The sequence below is a fragment of the Devosia sp. A16 genome (assembly GCF_001402915.1).
Taxonomy (GTDB): domain Bacteria; phylum Pseudomonadota; class Alphaproteobacteria; order Rhizobiales; family Devosiaceae; genus Devosia_A.
The window spans coordinates 4,699,182-4,717,154 of record NZ_CP012945.1; the positions used below are offsets into that span (position 1 = coordinate 4,699,182).

Genomic DNA, 17,973 nt, shown 5'->3' on the forward strand with positions numbered 1-17,973 from the left:
CAGCTAACTCCATCAAAAGCTTTTACTGGAATTTTAACCACGGACAAGCCGCGAAGGTCGTCGAGGTTAGCGAAAGATTGGTCCCCGTGTATTCCTGCAACACCTGGAAAACTAAGCTTATCCAAGGGTTAACGGGAATGTAGGGGCATTCGAGCAAATGCGTCCGAGGCGCGGCATCAATGTGGCCGCGCCGTGCCTTGCCCGCCGGGCAGCCTCACCCGAGGCTGCGGATGTAGCTCAGGATCGTGTCGTTGAAGGTCGTGAAGATCATCAGGGTAAAGACAACGGCCAGCCCGAAGCGGTTTCCGATCTCCTGAACCCTCTGGCTGAGCGGCTTACCCCGCGCCGCTTCGGCGAGGTAGTACATCAGATGGCCGCCATCGAGCACCGGGATCGGCAGCAGGTTGAAGATGCCGATATTCAGCGACAGCAAGGCCATCAGGTTGATCAGGGCCACGATGCCGAGGCTCGCAACCTCGCCCGAAACCTTGGCGACCTTGACCGGGCCGCCGAGCTGTTCGACGTCGCCGCGACCAACGAAGAAGTCGCCGAGGAACGCCACCGTGCGATCGATGATGAAGCGGACTTCCTCGAAGGTCATGCCGATCGCTTCGACAGGACCGGGGCGATAGAGCACGACGTCGGATTGCTCGATGCTCTTGGTCACCCCAAGGCGCCCGATACGGTGCGAGTTGCCGAACCGGTCGGTCGTCGTCACTGCCTGGGGTACCGCTGTGACGGTTTGCGTACGTCCGCCACGTTCGAAGGTGATGCTGACCTGGCGCTCCGGCGCCGTGGCGATCAGGCGCTGGAAATCCTCGAAGCCGCGCACGCCGTAGCCGTCGACCGAAACGATCCGGTCGCCCTCGGCGAGCCCCGCCTGTCCGGCGACCGATTCCACCGGCACGGCATCGAGCACCGCCGGGATGGTGTAGCGCCCATAGCCGAGCAGCAGCGCATAGAGCACCAGCAGCGTGAAAATGATGTTGGCGACCGGGCCGGCGACCACCACTGAAATACGCTGCCAGACGTTCTTGTTGACGAACAGTTGTCGGCTCAGCTCCGGCCCAGCGCGCTCGATGAAATCCTCGTCCGGCATGCTCGCGGCATTCATGTCGCCGACGAATCGAACATAGCCGCCAAGCGGAATCGCCGAGAGCTTCCAGCGCGTGCCGCGCCTGTCATTGAAGCCGATGAGCTCGGGACCGAACCCGATCGAGAAGGCCTGGATCGCGATGCCGTTCCAGCGCGCCACCAGATAGTGCCCCATCTCGTGCACGAACACGATGATGGTGAGCACCACCAGGAACGGCACCACGTAGGAAAGCAGCCAGAAAACAAAGTCCATGTCGTCGGTTCCGAATGCCCCGCAGCTGCAAAGAAGCTAGGGGCCGAATGCGTTAAGATTGCGATAGGACGGGGTGCCGCAGCTTCACCAGATCAGGAACCCCGAAGCCGCAGCGCCCAAGCCGCTGTGCAGCACGCCGACGGCGCACAGAAAGATCGCGCTCAGCGTCAGGCTGTCGAGCCGGTCCATCAGGCCACCATGCCCCGGAATGATGTCGCCCGAATCCTTGATCCGGAAGCGTCGTTTTATGGCGCTCTCAGCCAGGTCACCCACCTGCCCGAGGATGCTGAGCGCGGCGCAGAGCGCGAGCCCGATCCACCACGGCGATTGCGGCGCGACCAGCAGCCAGACCACCAGCCCCACCAGCGTCCCCAGTGCGAAGCCGCCAATGGCGCCGGACCAGGTCTTGGACGGCGAGATATCCGGCGCCAGCTTTTCGCCCCCCACCTGTCGCCCGGTGAAATAGGCGCCGGTATCGGTGGCCCAGATCACACAACCCAACAGCAGCCCTGCCCACAGTCCGGCGTCGAACACGCCGGGCTGGTTCCAGGTCGCTTCGCCCCGGATAGTGAGCAGCGCGATGATGACGATCCCGTAGAATACCACCCCGCCGATCCGCCACAGCCGCGTCCCGGCACTGCCGAACGCCGCCACCACACCGGCGATCGCCACCGCTGCCAGCGAGGCCAGTGGTCCCAGTGCCGGATAGATCAGGGCGGCAATCACCAGCAGCCCGATCAGCGCCCCGCCGAGCGTCCCCAGGGGCTTCAGCGTCACCATCCGCTCCCATTCGCGATAGCAGCCGGCAAAGACGGCAGCGACCAGGGCGGCAAACACGTAGGAACCGAAATAGAGCCCTACCCCAGCCATGACCAACAGCACGAGGGCGGAAGCAACCCGGGGGCCGAGATCCGTCCAGGACCGGCGGGCCAGCGGATTGAACTGGGGACCCTGGTCCTCCGGTGCGCTCACGGGCTCCTCGACTCGATCCCGCCGAAGCGCCTGCTGCGCGAAGAGTACTCGTCGAGCGCCTTGAGGAAGACCTGCTCGCCGAAATCGGGCCAGTTCTCCTCCACGAAGACCAGTTCCGAATAGGCGCCCTGCCAGAGCAGGAAATTCGAAACCCGCTGCTCGCCGCTGGTCCGGATGATCAGGTCGGGGTCGGGTGTTCCGGAGGTGTAGAGCGCCCGCGCGATGGTCTCTTCGGTGATGTCTTCGACCCGGAGATTGCCGGCCGCTACCGCCCGGGCAATCGCCCTGGTGGCCTCGGTCAGCTCGGACTTGCCGCCATAGTTGAAGGCGACGATCAGCTCGAGCCCGGTATTGCGGGCGGTCTTGGACTGCACTTCGTCGATCAGCCGGCTCAACGCCTCGTCTAGGCCGGACCGCGTGCCGATGATGCGGACCCGGACATTGTTCTGGATCAGGGTCGCCAGATCCGACGCCACGAAGCGATGCAGCAGGCCGAAGATGAAGTTGACCTCATCCCGCGGCCGGCTCCAGTTTTCGGAGGAAAAGCTGAACACCGTCAGGTGCTTGACACCGTAGCGGATCGAAAGATCGACCAGACGCCGGAGGGCCTTGACGCCTTCGACATGTCCCTCGGTCCGCAGCTTGCCGCGCGCCTTGGCCCAGCGGCCATTACCATCCATGATGACTGCCAGATGGGCAGGAATCTTGAGGCCGGGCTTTTCGTCGGGCGTCGTTGCTACGGCAGTATCGGCGGACATTGGTGCCCTCCAGGGGCAGCGCGTTACAGGTCCATACTAGACCTGCATGATTTCCTGTTCCTTGACGGCCAGCACATTGTCGATATCGGCCACGGCGGCGTCGGTCGCCTGCTGCACCTGATCGCCCATTTTGCGGCTGTCGTCCTGGCTGAGGTCGCCGTCCTTCTCGAGCTTCTTGAGCAGGTCCATGCCGTCGCGGCGGATGTGGCGCACGGCGACCCGGGCCTGCTCGGCATAATTGTGCGCGACCTTGGTCAAGTCGCGGCGACGTTCCTCGTTGAGTTCCGGCAGCGGCACGCGGATCACCACACCCTCGGCAGCCGGGTTGAGCCCGAGGCCGGAATTGCGAATGGCCTTCTCGACGGCGCCGGCGAGGCTGCGGTCCCACACCTGCACGCTGAGCATGCGCGCTTCCGGCACGGTGACGGTCGCCACCTGGTTGAGCGGCATGCGGCCACCATAGGCCTCAACCATCACCGGCTCCAGCAGGCTGGCGCTGGCACGGCCGGTCCTCAGCCCAGCCAGTTCCTCCCTGAGCGAGGCGATCGACTTCTGCATCCGGTCCTTGAGTGCGGGGAGCGAGAATGTCTCGGCCATCGTAAAACTCCTTGATATCCGCGCCTTAACCGACGCGTGTACTCTTTGCCCGGCCGGCCAGGACGCCCTTGAGGCCTTCCTTGTCGTCGAGCGCGTAAACAATTATCGGCAAGCCGTTGTCGCGGGCAAGCGCGAAGGCCGCCGTATCCATGACCCTGAGGTCCTTGGCGATCACTTCTTCATGGCTGATCGTTTCAAAACGCTTCGCCTCGGGATTCTTCTTGGGGTCCTCGGAATAGACCCCATCCACCTTGGTGCCCTTGAGCAGCACGTCGCATCTGAGCTCGATCGCCTTGAGCGCCGCCGCGGTATCGGTGGTGAAGAACGGGCTGCCGGTCCCGCCGGCGCACACCACGACGTAGCCGTCGCTCAGCGCCAGGTTGGCGTCCCGGGCGGTGAACGTATCGGCTACCGTCTCCATCGGCACGTTCGAGTAGACTTTGACCTTGAGGCCCTTCTGCTCGATGGCGTCGCCCAGCGCCAGCGAGTTGATCACCGTGCCCAGCATCCCCATCAGGTCGCTGGTGACACGGTCGCCGCCCTTGGCGGCCACGGCCATGCCGCGGAAGATGTTGCCGGCGCCGATGACGATCGCCACCTGGATGCCGCTCTTGGCGACTTCCGCGATCTGATCGGCCATGGCGTGGAGGAATTTCGGCTCGATGCCGAAGGATTGGTCGCCGGCAAGCACTTCGCCGGAGACTTTCAGCAGAATCCGTTTGTAGGCGGATTTGGCCATTCGTCAGTCTCCCGAGGTGCGTTGCAAAGCCCCGAATCTACGGGCATCGCAGGCGGTTATGGCATATTCGGACGGGCTGGTGACCAGCCCGTCCGAAACTTATCCCGCGTCTTACTTCACGCCGGCTGTGGCGGCAACTTCCGCGGCGAAGTCGGTCTCTTCCTTGGCGATGCCTTCGCCCAGCGCGTAGGCGACGAAGCCCGTCACCTTGATTGGGGCGCCGACATCCTTCTCGGCATTCTTGACCACGTCGGCGATCTTGGTCTCGCCGTCGATCACGAACACCTGCGAGAGCAGCGTCACTTCCTCGTAGAACTTGCGCACGCGGCCTTCGATCATCTTCTCGATCACGGCGTCCGGCTTGCCGGACTCCCTGGCCTGCTCGGTGAAGATGGCACGCTCGCGCGCCACCACGTCCTGGTCGATATCGTCCGGCGACACGCTCAGCGGCTTGGTGTTGGCGATGTGCATGGCGAGCTGCTTGCCCAGGGCATTCAGCGCTGCCTTGTCACCGGTCGACTCGAGCCCGACGATCACGCCCAGCTTGCCGAGGCCCGGCGCCACCGAGTTGTGCACATACGAACCGATCACGCCGTCCTTGACGGTGAGCGTGCCGGTGCGTCGCAGGTTCATGTTCTCGCCGATCTTGGCGATGGCGTCGGTCAGCTCGGCCGAAGCCGAGCGGCCCGAACCCGGATACGGCATCTCGCTGAGCTTGCTCACGTCGCCATTGGCGTCGAGGGCGAGCTTGGCGATGTTGCCGACGATGGTCTGGAACTGGTCGTTGCGGGCAACGAAGTCGGTCTCGGAGTTGACTTCGACGATCGCGCCGCGGGTGCCGTCGATCGACACGCCGACCAGGCCCTCGGCCGCCACGCGGCCGGCCTTCTTGGCGGCCTTGGCCAGACCACGGGTGCGTAGCCAGTCGACTGCCGCTTCCATGTCGCCACCGGTCTCTTCGAGGGCCTTCTTGCAGTCCATCATCCCCACGCCGGTCAGTTCGCGGAGCTCTTTAACCTGCTGAGCGGAAACAGCCATTTGATATCACCTTTCCGCGGCCCCTGCCCGGAGCCGCGCCATTGTTCGAATTGGTAACCCGGAACGAACCGGATTAGTTGGCGGACGACGTATCGGCGTCTTCGGCGCTGAGCGCCGGCTCTTCCGGGGCCTCGGCGGAAGCGCCGAGGTCAGCGCCACGGCCGGCAGCCGACCGGCCGATGCCGTCGATGGCCGCACGCGACACCAGCGAGCAGTAGAGCTCGAGGGCGCGGGCCGCGTCGTCATTGCCCGGAATGGCAAAGTCGACGGTGTCGGGATCCGAGTTCGAGTCGACGATGGCGATCACCGGGATGCCGAGGCGCTTGGCTTCCTTGATGGCGTTCGCTTCCTTGTTGGTGTCGATCACGAACAGCAGGTTCGGCAGGTTGCCCATGTCCTTGATGCCGCCCAGGTCGCGCTCGAGACGCTCCTGCTCACGGCTGAGGAGCAGCAGCTCCTTCTTGGTCAGGCCATGGCCGCCTTCGGCCTGCTGGGCCTCGAGCTCGCGCAGACGGGCGATCGAGTTCGAAATCGTCTGCCAGTTGGTCAGCGTACCACCGAGCCAGCGCGAGTTGACGTAGTACTGGGCGGACTGGCGGGCAGCCTCGGCCACTACCGGCGCGGCCTGGCGCTTGGTGCCGACGAACAGCACGCGACCACCGTCAGCGACGGTGTCCGAGATCAGCTGCAGCGCGCGCTGCAGGGCCGGAACGGTCTGGCTGAGGTCGAGAATGTGGATGTCGTTGCGAACGCCGAAAATGTGGCGTTCCATCTTGGGGTTCCAGCGGTGCTTCTGGTGGCCGAAGTGAACACCTGCTTCGAGCAGCTGACGCATGGAAAAATCGGGCAATGCCATGGAAGGCTTCCTTTACCGGTTATTGCCTCCGCGAGCGTTTGCGGCGGGCTTGCCCCGCCACCGGTTGGAGCCATCGGCCTTAATGCCATGGCGCCGCGCTTCGCGTGTGAATTACGCCCGGTTATCCGGACGCGCCGCGCATATAGGGGGTTTTGCTGTCATAGGCAAGGTGGTAGCCGATCTACTCTTGCCTACCGCGGCTGCCACTAGGGAAAGACATGTCTGCAGATCGTCCCCACCTAGCTGACAAGTGGATTGTCGACGGCACCCATGTCATCGCGTCCGGAGATGCGGGGGCAATAGACGAACTCCTTGCGAACAGCCTCGAGGAAGTTGCGTCCAACGACGGCGGCTGGCGAAGGCTGTATCGTCATCGCACGGGCGGCCATTTTTGGGAGCTATCCTACCCAAACAGTGAGCTGCAAGGTGGCGGGCCGCGACGGCTGGTACAGCTGGTGCTACGCCGAGCCAGCGACTGGTCCTGATCGACCCGGCTAGTTCAACCGCACGTCCACCACGCCTTCCATCGCCTTGATGCTGCCGGCGATCTCGGCGCTGAGGCGGTAGCCGCCCTTGAGCTCGATCTCATATTCCTTGGCGCCCGCATCGCGGATGACGATGAAGCTGACCTGCCCCTCGCCGCCGGGCTTCAGCTGCGAAGCGATCGGGGCAAGGCATTTCTCGGAGCCGGCGAACACGGTGAGGCGGCGGCCGATCTTTTCCGCCAACCCGTCGATCGGCTCGGCATTGATCAGCCTCAGGCTGATGCCATCCGGCCGTTCGTCGGCTTCGACCGTCAGCACCACGGATTTGCCCGGCTGCAGCACATTGGTGAACTGGCTGATCTGCTCGGAGAAGGCAATCACTTCGTAGCCACCGCTGGCGTCCGACAGGCTGATGATCGCCATCGGCGTACCCTTTTTGGTACGCCGGTCGTTACGGGTTGCGATGGTGCCGGCAAGGCGCCCTGCCCGCGCGTCGGCTTCCTTCACCGCCCGCTCGAAATCGCCATACGGCGTTACCCGCAGTCGGTCGAACAGCTCGGCATACTGGTCGAGCGGATGCCCCGAAAGGTGGAAGCCGATGGCGCTGTGTTCACGCGCCAGCCGCTCGGCCGGTGACCAGTTGGTTACGGCTTGATTGAGCATGATCGGCTCCGGCCGGTCGGCCGCGAACATGTCCATGATGCCGTCGGCGGCATTGGCATTGGTGCGCTGCGCCGTGGCGACGATCGCGTCGATGGCAGCGAAGGCCTGCTCCCGCCGCGGCACCAACTGGTCGAAGGCACCAGCATTGATCAGCGCTTCCAGCGTGCGGCGGTTGATGATCCGCGCATCCACCCGGGCGGCGAAATCGCCGAGGTCGGTGAACGGCTTGTCGCCACGGGCCTCCATGATGTGCTCGGCCACCGCCTGCCCCACGCCCTTCACCGCGCCGATGGCATAAAACACCTTGCCATCTCGAGTGTTGAACACCGCATCCGAACGGTTGACGCAGGGCGGCACGATCTCGATGCCGTGCTTCTTGGCGTCCTGGCGGAATTCGTTGAGCTTATCGGTGTTGCCCATATCGAGCGTCATGGTCGCCGCAAAAAACTCGTGCGGGTAATGCGCCTTGAGATAGGCCGTCTGGTAGCTGACCAGTGCATAGGTCGCGGCGTGCGACTTGTTGAAACCGTAGTTGGCGAACTTGGCCAACAGGTCGAAGATGGTGTCGGCAAGACCCTTCTTCAGCCCGTACTTGATCGCACCTTCCTGGAAACGCGCCCGCTGCGCGTCCATTTCGGCCTTGATCTTCTTGCCCATGGCGCGGCGCAGCATATCGGCTTCGCCGAGCGAATAGCCGGAAAGGATCTGCGCGATCTGCATCACCTGTTCCTGGTAGACGATGATGCCGTAGGTCTCGTCCAGCACCTCGCTCAGCGCTTCGTGCGGATACTCGATATCCTCGTCGCCGCGCTTGCGGGCGTTGAACAGCGGGATGTTCTCCATCGGACCGGGGCGGTAGAGCGCCACCAGCGCGATGATGTCCTCGAAGCGGTCGGGCTTCATGTCGACCAGGGCGCGGCGCATGCCGGCGCCTTCCACCTGGAACACCCCGGCGGTGTCGCCGACCGAGTAGAGCTTGTAGGTCTTCTCGTCGTCGATCGGGATGTCTTCGATGCGGAACTTGCCGTCGCCGTGACGGTTGATCATGTCGACGGCGCGCTTGATCGTCGTCAGCGTCTTGAGGCCAAGAAAGTCGAACTTCACCAGCCCGGCCGTCTCCGACCATTTCATGTTGTACTGGCTGACCGGCATGTCCGAGCGCGGATCTCGGTACAGCGGCGCCAGTTCCTGCAGCGGCCGGTCGCCGATGACGATGCCGGCGGCGTGGGTCGAGGCGTGACGATAGAGCCCCTCGAGCTTCTGGCCGATGGCCAGCAGGTCGCGCACCTGCTCATCCTCGTCGGCCAGCTGCTGGAGCTGCGGCACTTCCTTGAGTGAGCGTTCCAGCGTCCAGGGATCGGCCGGGTTGGCCGGTACGAGCTTGGCGATGCGGTCGACCTGCCCATAGGGCATCTGCAGCACGCGCCCGACGTCGCGCAGCACGGCGCGCGCCTGCAGCGTACCAAAGGTGATGATCTGCGCGACCTGCGCCTCGCCGTACTTCTGCTGAACGTAGCGGATCACCTCTTCGCGGCGATCCTGGCAGAAGTCGATGTCGAAGTCCGGCATCGACACGCGTTCGGGGTTGAGGAAGCGCTCGAACAGCAAATTGTAGGCGAGCGGATCGAGGTCGGTGATGGTGGTCGCATAGGCCACCAGCGAGCCGGCGCCCGAACCACGGCCGGGGCCGACGGGGATATCGTGGGCCTTGGCCCACTGGATGAAGTCGGCCACGATCAGGAAATAGCCTGGATACTTCATGCGCTCGATGATGCCGAGCTCGTATTCCAGCCGCTCGCGGTAGATCTCTTCGGTCTTGCCGGGGGCGACTCCCACGACACGGAACCGCTCCTCGAGGCCGGTCCGCGCCATGTGTGCTAGCGCCTGCGCCTCGGCAGCCACGGCTTCCTCGGCCGTCTGTCCAGGAGACGCCGCAAAGGTCGGCAGCACCGGGTTGCGCTTCTTCGGCCGGTAACCGATGCGTTGCGCGATTTCGATGGTGTTGTCGAGCGCCTCGGGCAGGTCGGCGAAGAGCTTCTGCATCTCCTCGCGGGTCTTGAAGTAGTGCTGGTCGGTGAGCTTGCGGCGCTCGGTCTGCGCCACCACCGTGCCGCCGGCGATGGCCAGCAGCGCGTCATGCGCCTCATGGTCGGCGGGGGCCGGATAGAACGGCTCGTTTGTCGCCACCAGCGGCACGCCGCGGGCATAGGCATAATCGATCAGCTTGGCTTCGTTCAGCGTTTCCTGTGGCCGGCCATGCCGTTGCAGTTCGATGTAGAACCGATCGCCGAACAGCTCGCGCAGCCGATCGAGCCGGGCCTGCGCAATGGCATCGGCATTGTTGGCGAACCACGGGTCGATGGCCCCCTCGGGGCCACCGCTGAGGCAGATGATGCCCTCCAGCGCCTCGCGCCGCATCCAGTCGAGCTTTGCGGCCGCGCGTCCGTTCTCGCCTTCGAGATGCGCGCGGCTCACCAGGGTGGAGAGATTGGCAAAACCGGCTTCCGATGCCGCCAGCAGCACCACCCCGCCCTTGCCGTAGCGCCCCCGGTCATGGCCGCGCTCCTGCATGCGATCCTGGCTGTCTTCCATGACGGAGAAATCGACATCCAGCTCGACACCGATCAGCGGCTGGATACCCTTGCCGGCAGCCTTCTCGGAGAACTCCAGCGCCCCGAACAGATTGTTGGTGTCGGCGATGCCGAGCGCCGGCTGTTTGTCCGCCTTGGCGAGATCAAGCAGCTTGCCGAGCGGCAACGCCCCCTCGAGAAGCGAGTAAGCCGAGTGTACGTGCAGGTGAATGAAGCCGGGGCCAGCCATGCGTCGTTCCTAACCTCGTGCCGGCACCTCGGCCACACACGAGGACGTCAATCCACAAGTCACTCACACGAGTCGGGCAGCGATATCCATCCAGGTGAGCGAAGCGACGGAGAAGCCGCAGATGGTGACGAAAGCCAGCAGATCCTTGACGAAAGAGAGCATCGGAACCTCCAAAGTTTCTGTTCCGTTCTTCTATGTTCCCAATTTGTTCTTGTCTAGCGGCGGCGTCCTGTCCATGAATACATGGTTAACGCGCGAGTCGTGGGCCGTCGCCCGGTTCGAGGAGAACGAGTGTTGAACCAGCAGCAGAAAGCCGAGCGTTTCCAGGCGCTTCACCAGGGGCCGCTCTTCGTCATTCCCAACCCGTGGGATGCGGGCAGCGCACGTCTGCTGGCTGGTCTCGGCTTCTCCGCATTGGCCACAACCAGCGCCGGTCTCGCTTTCGCCCTCGGTCGACGGGACGGCGAAGGCGGCGTCAGCCGGGACGAAGCCCTGCGCAACGCTGCCGACATTATCGCAGCAACCGACTTGCCGGTCAGTGCCGATCTCGAGAACGGCTATGGCGACACGCCCGAGATCGCTGCCGAAACCACGCGGCTCGCCGGTGAGGTCGGGCTCGTCGGCAGCTCGATCGAGGACGCTACCGGCAACCCTGCCGATCCGATCTATGATTTCAACCTGTCGGTGGAACGCGTGGCCGCAGCAGCCGAGGCCGCGCATGCGCAGTCTTTCCCGTTCACCTTCGTCGCCCGCGCCGAGAACTTCCTCCACGGGCGCAACGACCTCGACGACACCATCCGCCGGTTGCAGGCCTACGAGAAGGCTGGCGCGGATGTGCTGTTCGCCCCTGGCCTGCCGACCATCGACGCCATCCGCACCGTGTGCGCCTCCGTTTCCAAGCCGGTGAACGTGGTGCTTGGAGCCAGGAACACCCCCTACTCGCTCGCCGACCTCGCGGCCGCCGGCGTTCGGCGCGTCAGCACCGGGAGCTCTTTCGCCCGCGCGGCGCTGACCGGCCTGCGCGACGCCTCGCTCGAGCTGCTGGGCCCGGGTACGGCGACCTACCTCGATGACGCCATCAGCTTTGCCGAAGTGACGGCCCTGATGGCCCCGAAGCGCTAGGCCCAAGGGACGATGAGACCCGCTCTTCGACCTCTTCCTCCAGGGGAAAAGGCAAGGCGGCTGGATTTCGCGTAGCGATCCGGTTACCCCTGTCGCCATGGCGATAGATGCCCGCACCCGCAAGAAGCTCGTCCGTATCCTGAAGCTGCTCGGATCCGACAACCCCGGCGAACGCGACTCCGCCGCGCTCGCCGCCCACAAGCTGGTCGCCTCGCTCGATACCGACTGGGATACCCTGCTCGAGCCGCCGCCCGATACCAAGGTGGTGGTGCGACGGGTGCGCGAGTGGGACATCAACCACCAGGAGGCGGCCGAGACCCGCATCCGACAGCTCCGTGATACCAATGAACGGCAGGCCCGGCAGATCCGCGGGCTGAGGACGCGCGTGAACAGCCTGCTGGACCGCGAACGACTGCGACGGGCTGGCGAGGACGATGAGGACGAGATCCGGACGGACGGCTAGGTTCTCACCTCGAAGGATATGAGAATGTGTTGGTCGCCGTTCACACCTAGCGTGGCAGTTCAGTCCCTTCTCCCCCTCAGGGGAGAAGGTGGCCGAACTCCGGTTGAGGGGTGAAGCGGCTCAAGGAGCTCTCGTTGAGAAGCTGAACCCCGCACCCTAGTTCCGCTACGGACCTTCGGTCCGAGCTGCACTACCCTTTCCCCTCAGGGGAGAGGAAACGCCGGCCGCCCTACTTGCGTTGGACCGCAAGCCCTACAAAGTGATCGGCTCGATCAGCCCACCGCGCAGCGTCACGATCCGGTTCGCCCGCCTTGCCAGGTCGTGGTTATGCGTGGCGATCAGCGCCGCCGCACCTTCTTCCCGGATCAGCGATGCCAGGGCATCGAACACCACGTCGCTGGTGGTCGGATCGAGATTGCCCGTCGGCTCGTCCGCGAGAATGATACGCGGATGGTTGGCCGCCGCCCGGGCGATTGCCACGCGCTGCTGCTCGCCACCCGAAAGTTCAGCCGGCCGGTGCAGGGCGCGCGGCGCGATGCCGAGGATATCGAGCAGTTGCATGGCTCGCTGCTCGGCTGCGGCGCGGTCGCGGCCGGCGATCAGCTGCGGCATGGTGACGTTCTCGAGCGCCGAGAACTCCGGCAGCAGATGATGAAATTGGTAGACGTAGCCGATGGTGTCGCGGCGCAGCAAAGTCCGTCCACGCTCGTTCAGCTTGCTGGTGGGGATGCCCGTGATCTCGACCTCGCCGCCTTGCGGGCGCTCGAGCAGCCCCGAAATGTGCAGCAGCGTCGACTTGCCGGCGCCCGACGGCGCGACGATGGCGACGAGCTCGCCGCCTCTGACCTCGAGATCGGCCGCCTCGAGCACTCGCACCAAGGTGTCGCCCGCGCCGTAATGGCGATGCACCTTGGCGAGCTTGAGGTGGACGTCACTCATAGCGGAGAGCCTCGACAGGATCGTATTGGGCGGCGCGCCAGGCGGGATAGAGCGTGGCGAGGAAGCTGAGTCCCAGGGCCACGCCGACAATGGCGATGACCTCGGACGGATTGGTGCGGCTCGGCAAGGAAGACAGGAAGAACACTTCGGGCGGGAAGATGGTGATGCCGAGCAGGCTCGACAGGAAGGCGCGGATCGCCTCGGCATTCGCCGCGATCACCAGCCCGAGCGCCAGCCCCAACAGCGTTCCGCCGACCCCGATCGCGACGCCCGCGATGCCGAAGATCCGCATGATCGAGCCGCGGGTCGCCCCCATGGTGCGCAGCACCGCGATATCGGTGCCCTTGTCTTTCACCAGCATGATCAGGCTGGAGATGATGTTGAAGGCCGCGACGACCACGATCATCGACAGGATCACGAACATCACGCTGCCCTGCGTCTGCAGCGCATCGAAGAAGTTCTGGTGCTGCTGGCGCCAGTCCGAAAGGATCAGCGGCCGTTCGATCTGCTGGCCGATCTTCAGCCGCATGGCGTCGAGCGCATTCGGATCGGCGATGAACACCTCGATGGCCGTGGCGCGATAGATGCGGTCATAGGCCGCCTCGCGATCGGCCTCGTCCGCATCGAGCGGCGGCACGCTCGCATCGGGCTTCAGCACCCGATCGAACATCTCGAGATAGTCCTGCGCCGGCCGCAGCGGCATGTAGAGATAGAAGCTGTCGAACTCGGTCATCCCCAGGTCGAATATGACCTTGACCGGAAACGAGCGGGTGCGGGGCGCGGCGCCGCTCTGCAGGCCCGAAGCATCGGGCGCCAGCAGCGTCACCGGGTCGCCGATATTCACCTTGAGCTTCTCGGCCAGCCGCCGGCCAATGGCGATGCCGTTGCCATCGTCCCAGCCATCCCAGTGGCCCAGGATCGCGCCACCATGCAGCAGCTTCAGCTTCTCGATCGAACCCAGCGACACGCCACGCACGATCACGCCGGTAGAATCGGCCTTGGCGCCCGACGCCAGCGCCTGGCCCTCGACGAAGGGGATCGCGGCAGTTACGCCGTCCACGCCCTGGATCTGCTCGGCCGAGCGGTCGTAGTCGGTGAAGCGCGCCTCTATCGGATAGGCGGAGAAGTGGCCGTTGAGTCCCAGCAGTTTCGAGACGATCTCGGCGTTGAAGCCATTCATCACCGAGGTGACGACGATCAGCGCCGCCACCCCGAGCGCGATTCCGGTCAGGGTCAACCCGGCGATCACCGAAACGAAGCGGTCGCGGCGACGGGCGCGCAGATAGCGGCCGGCGACCAGGAACTCGAAGCGCGAGAACGGGCCGGGATCTGTAGCTGAGGGCCGATCGTTCACTGGTTCAACCCCTCGACCGGATCGAGCCGCGCCGCGCGCCAGGCCGGATAGAGCGTTGCGAGGAAGGTGAGCCCCAGCGACAGCACCACCACCACCACCACCTCTCCGGTATCGATCCGTGAGGGCAAGGCCGACATCAGGAACAGCTCGGGCGGAAAGATGGAGATGTTGAGCAGGTTGGAAACCGTCGAGCGGATCGCCTCGACATTGATGGCGAACACCACTCCGAGGATTAGGCCGAGAAGAGTGCCCGACAAACCGATGGCGAACCCCGTCATCGAAAAGATCCTGAGGATCGCGCCGCGGGTCGCACCCATGGTGCGCAGCACCGCGATATCGGGCCCCTTGTCCTTCACCAGCATCACGAGGCTGGCGATGATGTTGAAAGCGGCGACCAGGATGATCAGCGACAGGATGACGAACATCACGACGCGCTCAACCTGCAGGGCGGAAAAGAAGGTGGCGTTGCGCTGCTGCCAGTCGGTGATGTTGAACGGTCGATCGAGCACCGCCTGCAGCTTCTCGCGCATGCCCCCGATCTGGTCGGGGTCGGCGACGAACACCTCTACGCCGCTCGCCTTGTAGGCGCGCTCGTAGGCGGCATCGATCTCTTCGTCGGTCGCCATCACGCCCGGCATGGAAGCGCCCGGCTTGAGCTTGTCCTCGAACATGCGGAAGTAGACCTGGGCCTCCTGCATCGGCAGGTAGATGTAGAACCCGTCATATTCCGGCATGCCGATGTTGAAGATGACGTTCACCGGCAGCGTCAGCTCGGCGGGTGTCATGCCGAACGGCGTCGGCGTGCCGTTGGGATTGATGATGGTGATCTTGTCGCCCAGCACCACGCCCAGCCGTTCGGAGAGCCTCTGCCCGATAGCGACCCCCTGGCTGCCGTCCCACTGATCCCAACCGCCGAGCGCCGCGCCGTCGCGCAGCAATTGCAGCTTGGCCAGTGACGCCTCGCTGATGCCGCGCACCACCACGCCGGTGGCACTGGCATTGCCCGAGGCAAGCGCCTGCCCCTCGACATAGGGAATGGCGTAGCGGACGCCGGCAACCCCCTCGAGGCGCTTGACCACATCGTCGTAGTCGTCAAAGCCGTCGGCCGTCGTCTGGACGACGAAATGCCCGTTGAGACCGAGGATCTTGCCGAGCAGTTCGGTGCGAAACCCGTTCATCACCGACATGACGACGATCAGCGTCGCGACGCCGAGCACTACGCCCACGAGCGTCAGGATGGCGATCACCGAGGCGAACTTCTCCTTGCGACGGGCGCGCAGATAGCGGCCCGCCACCAGGAATTCGAAGCGCGAGAACGGCCCTGGCCCCTTCGCCGCGGTGGGCGCGGAAGCGCTCAAACGCTGTCCCGCCGCTGCGGCACGATCAACGACTTCAGGCGCCCAACGGCTTCCTCGATCGACAGCGTTTCCCGCTCGCCCGACTTGCGGTGCTTGATCTCGACCACGCCGTCCCTGAGACCGCGCGGCCCGACGATCAGCTGGTACGGAATGCCGATCAGGTCGGCCGCGGCGAACTTGCCGCCGGCGCCCTGGTCGCGATCGTCGAGCAGGACATCGATGCCCTCGCGAGTGAGGTCGTCGTAAAGCCGCTCGGAGGCCTTGTCGCTCTCGGCGTCACCGACCTTGAGGTTGATCACCACCGCCTCGAACGGCGCGACGCTCACCGGCCAGACGATACCGGCATCGTCGTGCGATGCTTCGATGATGGCCGGCACCAGGCGGGTCGGGCCGATGCCGTAGCTGCCACCTTGCACCTCGATTTCCTTGCCATCGGGACCGGTGACGGTCGCCTTCATCGGCTTGGAGTACTTCGTACCGAAATTGAAGATGTGGCCGACCTCGATGCCGCGCGCGGCGAGCTGATGCTCGGGATCGACGGCGGCCTTGAAGCCGGCTTCGTCGGTCATTTCGTCGGTGGCGGCGAACAGCGAGGTCCAATCCTTGAAGATCGGCGTCAGGTCGCTGCGATAGTCGGTATCGATCGCGGGAATCGGCTTGTCCACCAGGCGCTTGTCGAGGAACACCGCACTCTCGCCGGTCTCGGCCAGCACGTGGAACTCATAGCTCAGGTCGCCGCCGATCGGGCCCGTATCGGCACGCATCGGCACGCCGACCAGGCCCATACGGTGGAAGGTCCTGAGGTAGGCGACGAACATCCGGTAGAAGGCCTGTGTCGCGCCGGCCTCGTCGAGGTCGAACGAGTAGGCGTCTTTCATCAGGAACTCGCGCGAGCGCATGGTGCCGAAGCGCGGCCGCACCTCGTCACGGAACTTCCACTGGATGTGGTAGAGGTTGAGCGGCAGGTCCTTGTAGGACTTCACATAGGTGCGGAAGATGTCGGTGATCATCTCCTCATTGGTCGGCCCGAACAGCATGTCGCGCTCGTGCCGGTCCTGGAGGCGGAGCATTTCCTTGCCGTAGTCGTCATACCGGCCGGACTCCTTCCAGAGGTCGGCGGACTGAAGGGTCGGCATCAAGAGCTGGATGGCGCCCGAGCGGTTCTGCTCCTCTTCGATGATGCGGATAATCTTGTTGAGGACCTTGAAGCCGAGCGGCAGCCAGGAATAGCTGCCCGCAGCCTGTTGCTTGATCATGCCGGCGCGCAGCATCAGCTGGTGCGAGACGATCTCAGCCTCTTTCGGCGTCTCCTTCAGCAGGGGCAGGAAGTAGCGGCTCAAACGCATGTACGGTCCTCGGTGGCGCCGGATTCGGGTTGTGAACCCTATAGCGTAAAGTTGCGCGAAGTGGAGCCCGCAAAAGCGCGCGAAACTTAGGCAAACGCTTGGTCGTGCGGCGCTTTTGCGCACCCGGTGACGGCGACCAATTGTTGACCCGAAAACTATGTAAAAATGCGATGGCTGCCATGCAGAATCCGCTTGGCAGCCCCAGATTCAGTTGTTAGGGTCCGTCGCCATAAGAACACAGGCAACCACAAGTTGCCGGACGTCGACAACGTCAAGGGAGGAGCGTTGGCAGCCACCTAACCGTGTGCCTAAGACCAGCGTATTGTCGAGAAACTTTACCAAGCAGGGCCTCGGCCCTGCTTTTTTCATTTGCGGGTGAAGACGTGGCGACAACTTCTTCTGATTTCAGCGCAATTGCATTGGCACTCGACGGGACGAGCGAGGCGCCACACTTCGATCGCCGGGCCTTCAAGGTCGCTCGCATCTACGCCACGCTCGCCGCCGACGGGCTTACGGCGAACCTCAGGCTCACCCCCGACGAGCAGGAGTTCAAGGCCATGCTGGCGCCGGAAGCGTTCGTGCCGCTCGACAATGCCTGGGGGCGCCAAGGCTGGACTACGGCGGTGCTGTCGGAGTTGTCGGTGGAGGATTTGCGGGCGGCGCTCGAGATGGCCCACGCGCACGCGCTGCCGAAGACGAAGACGAAGAGAGGCTAGAACCCTCCTACCCACCGGGTGTCATCCCAGCGAAAGCTGGGACCCATCTATCCACTTGCGCGGGCTGCGAGTTGGATCCCAGCTTTCGCTGGGATGACACCGAGTGTTTGGAGGCGACGTGCTCTCCCACACGGCGCCTGCCACTCTTACCGCCAGTATTCCTGCAGCCATGGAGCGGTGAGGCCCCACAGCAGTAGCGCTGTGACCACTGCGGCAAGCACAGTGGTCGCCAGCAGTTTCGGCCACAGCCGAAGGATGCCTGCCGGCGCACCGCGCTCCGTGCCTTGGATCCACTCGCCGGCGTCCACCTGATTGCGCACCTTGAACGGCAGCACCAGGAAGAGGCAGATCCACCAGGTGACGAAGAAGATGGCGAGAAAGGTTCCGACTTGCATGGCG

At 64.3% G+C, this 17,973-nt stretch carries 17 protein-coding genes; 4 read left to right on the forward strand and 13 right to left on the reverse strand.

From position 1 onward, the window contains the following. Positions 1-214: 214 nt before the first annotated feature. The 7 genes from rseP to rpsB form a co-directional block, all read right to left on the reverse strand. Complete coding sequence (rseP, locus tag APS40_RS22655) at positions 215-1,348, reverse strand: RIP metalloprotease RseP (RefSeq protein WP_055049200.1); 1,134 nt, start codon at positions 1,346-1,348, stop codon at positions 215-217. Between the two features lie 84 nt (positions 1,349-1,432). Further along, complete coding sequence (locus tag APS40_RS22660) at positions 1,433-2,320, reverse strand: phosphatidate cytidylyltransferase (RefSeq protein WP_055049201.1); 888 nt, start codon at positions 2,318-2,320, stop codon at positions 1,433-1,435. After that, the gene (locus APS40_RS22665) at positions 2,317-3,078 is read right to left on the reverse strand and encodes an isoprenyl transferase (RefSeq protein WP_055049202.1); all 762 of its coding nucleotides are present in this window, start codon (positions 3,076-3,078) and stop codon (positions 2,317-2,319) included. The genes APS40_RS22660 and APS40_RS22665 overlap by 4 nt, the downstream gene beginning before the upstream one ends. Before the next feature lie 36 nt (positions 3,079-3,114). Continuing rightward, the gene (gene frr, locus APS40_RS22670; protein ID WP_055049203.1) at positions 3,115-3,675 is read right to left on the reverse strand and encodes a ribosome recycling factor; all 561 of its coding nucleotides are present in this window, start codon (positions 3,673-3,675) and stop codon (positions 3,115-3,117) included. 25 nt (positions 3,676-3,700) lie between these two features. Continuing rightward, complete coding sequence (pyrH, locus tag APS40_RS22675; protein WP_055049204.1) at positions 3,701-4,414, reverse strand: UMP kinase; 714 nt, start codon at positions 4,412-4,414, stop codon at positions 3,701-3,703. A 111-nt stretch (positions 4,415-4,525) separates the two neighbouring features. After that, entirely contained in the window at positions 4,526-5,452 is a 927-nt protein-coding gene (tsf, locus tag APS40_RS22680; protein WP_055049205.1) for a translation elongation factor Ts, read from the reverse strand. Positions 5,453-5,525: 73 nt separating this feature from the next. Continuing rightward, positions 5,526-6,308, reverse strand: a complete 783-nt coding sequence (gene rpsB, locus APS40_RS22685) for a 30S ribosomal protein S2 (RefSeq protein ID WP_055049206.1) — start codon at positions 6,306-6,308, stop codon at positions 5,526-5,528. 218 nt (positions 6,309-6,526) lie between these two features. On the opposite strand from rpsB, the gene APS40_RS25650 reads away from it, so the two are divergent. After that, positions 6,527-6,793: an Imm27 family immunity protein gene (locus APS40_RS25650; RefSeq protein ID WP_082434612.1), complete on the forward strand. Its 267-nt coding sequence runs from the start codon at positions 6,527-6,529 to the stop codon at positions 6,791-6,793. A 9-nt stretch (positions 6,794-6,802) separates the two neighbouring features. Here APS40_RS25650 and dnaE read toward each other — a convergent pair whose 3' ends face one another. Further along, positions 6,803-10,276 (reverse strand): DNA polymerase III subunit alpha, encoded by a 3,474-nt coding sequence (dnaE, locus tag APS40_RS22690; RefSeq protein ID WP_055049207.1) that lies wholly within the window; start codon positions 10,274-10,276, stop codon positions 6,803-6,805. 243 nt (positions 10,277-10,519) lie between these two features. Between dnaE and APS40_RS22695 the strand changes: the two genes are divergently transcribed. Together APS40_RS22695 and APS40_RS22700 are read left to right on the forward strand one after the other, a co-directional pair. After that, entirely contained in the window at positions 10,520-11,398 is an 879-nt protein-coding gene (locus APS40_RS22695; RefSeq protein WP_156343047.1) for an isocitrate lyase/PEP mutase family protein, read from the forward strand. A gap of 97 nt (positions 11,399-11,495) precedes the next feature. Continuing rightward, positions 11,496-11,861: a hypothetical protein gene (locus APS40_RS22700; protein WP_055049209.1), complete on the forward strand. Its 366-nt coding sequence runs from the start codon at positions 11,496-11,498 to the stop codon at positions 11,859-11,861. Between the two features lie 252 nt (positions 11,862-12,113). On the opposite strand, the gene APS40_RS22705 is transcribed toward APS40_RS22700, so the two are convergent. The 4 genes from APS40_RS22705 to proS are packed head-to-tail and all read right to left on the reverse strand — an operon-like array spanning position 12,114 to position 16,858. After that, positions 12,114-12,800, reverse strand: a complete 687-nt coding sequence (locus APS40_RS22705) for an ABC transporter ATP-binding protein (protein WP_055049210.1) — start codon at positions 12,798-12,800, stop codon at positions 12,114-12,116. Beyond that, positions 12,793-14,154, reverse strand: coding sequence for an ABC transporter permease (locus tag APS40_RS22710; protein WP_055049211.1), 1,362 nt, complete (start codon positions 14,152-14,154; stop codon positions 12,793-12,795). The genes APS40_RS22705 and APS40_RS22710 overlap by 8 nt, the downstream gene beginning before the upstream one ends. Next, positions 14,151-15,512 carry an ABC transporter permease gene (locus tag APS40_RS22715; protein ID WP_055049212.1) on the reverse strand — a complete coding sequence of 454 codons (1,362 nt, stop codon included), beginning with the start codon at positions 15,510-15,512 and terminating at the stop codon, positions 14,151-14,153. Before APS40_RS22715 ends, APS40_RS22710 begins: the two co-directional genes overlap by 4 nt. Beyond that, the gene (gene proS / locus APS40_RS22720; protein WP_055049213.1) at positions 15,509-16,858 is read right to left on the reverse strand and encodes a proline--tRNA ligase; all 1,350 of its coding nucleotides are present in this window, start codon (positions 16,856-16,858) and stop codon (positions 15,509-15,511) included. Before proS ends, APS40_RS22715 begins: the two co-directional genes overlap by 4 nt. Positions 16,859-17,241: 383 nt before the next feature. On the opposite strand from proS, the gene APS40_RS22725 reads away from it, so the two are divergent. Beyond that, a complete protein-coding gene (locus APS40_RS22725) occupies positions 17,242-17,574 on the forward strand; it encodes an MmcQ/YjbR family DNA-binding protein (protein WP_236884160.1) in 333 nt (110 codons plus the stop codon). Between the two features lie 146 nt (positions 17,575-17,720). Here the strand turns inward: APS40_RS22725 and APS40_RS22730 are convergent, their stop codons facing one another. After that, on the reverse strand, positions 17,721-17,969 hold the full coding sequence (locus APS40_RS22730) for a DUF1467 family protein (protein ID WP_055049215.1): 249 nt from the start codon (positions 17,967-17,969) through the stop codon (positions 17,721-17,723). Between the last annotated feature and the right edge of the window lie 4 nt (positions 17,970-17,973).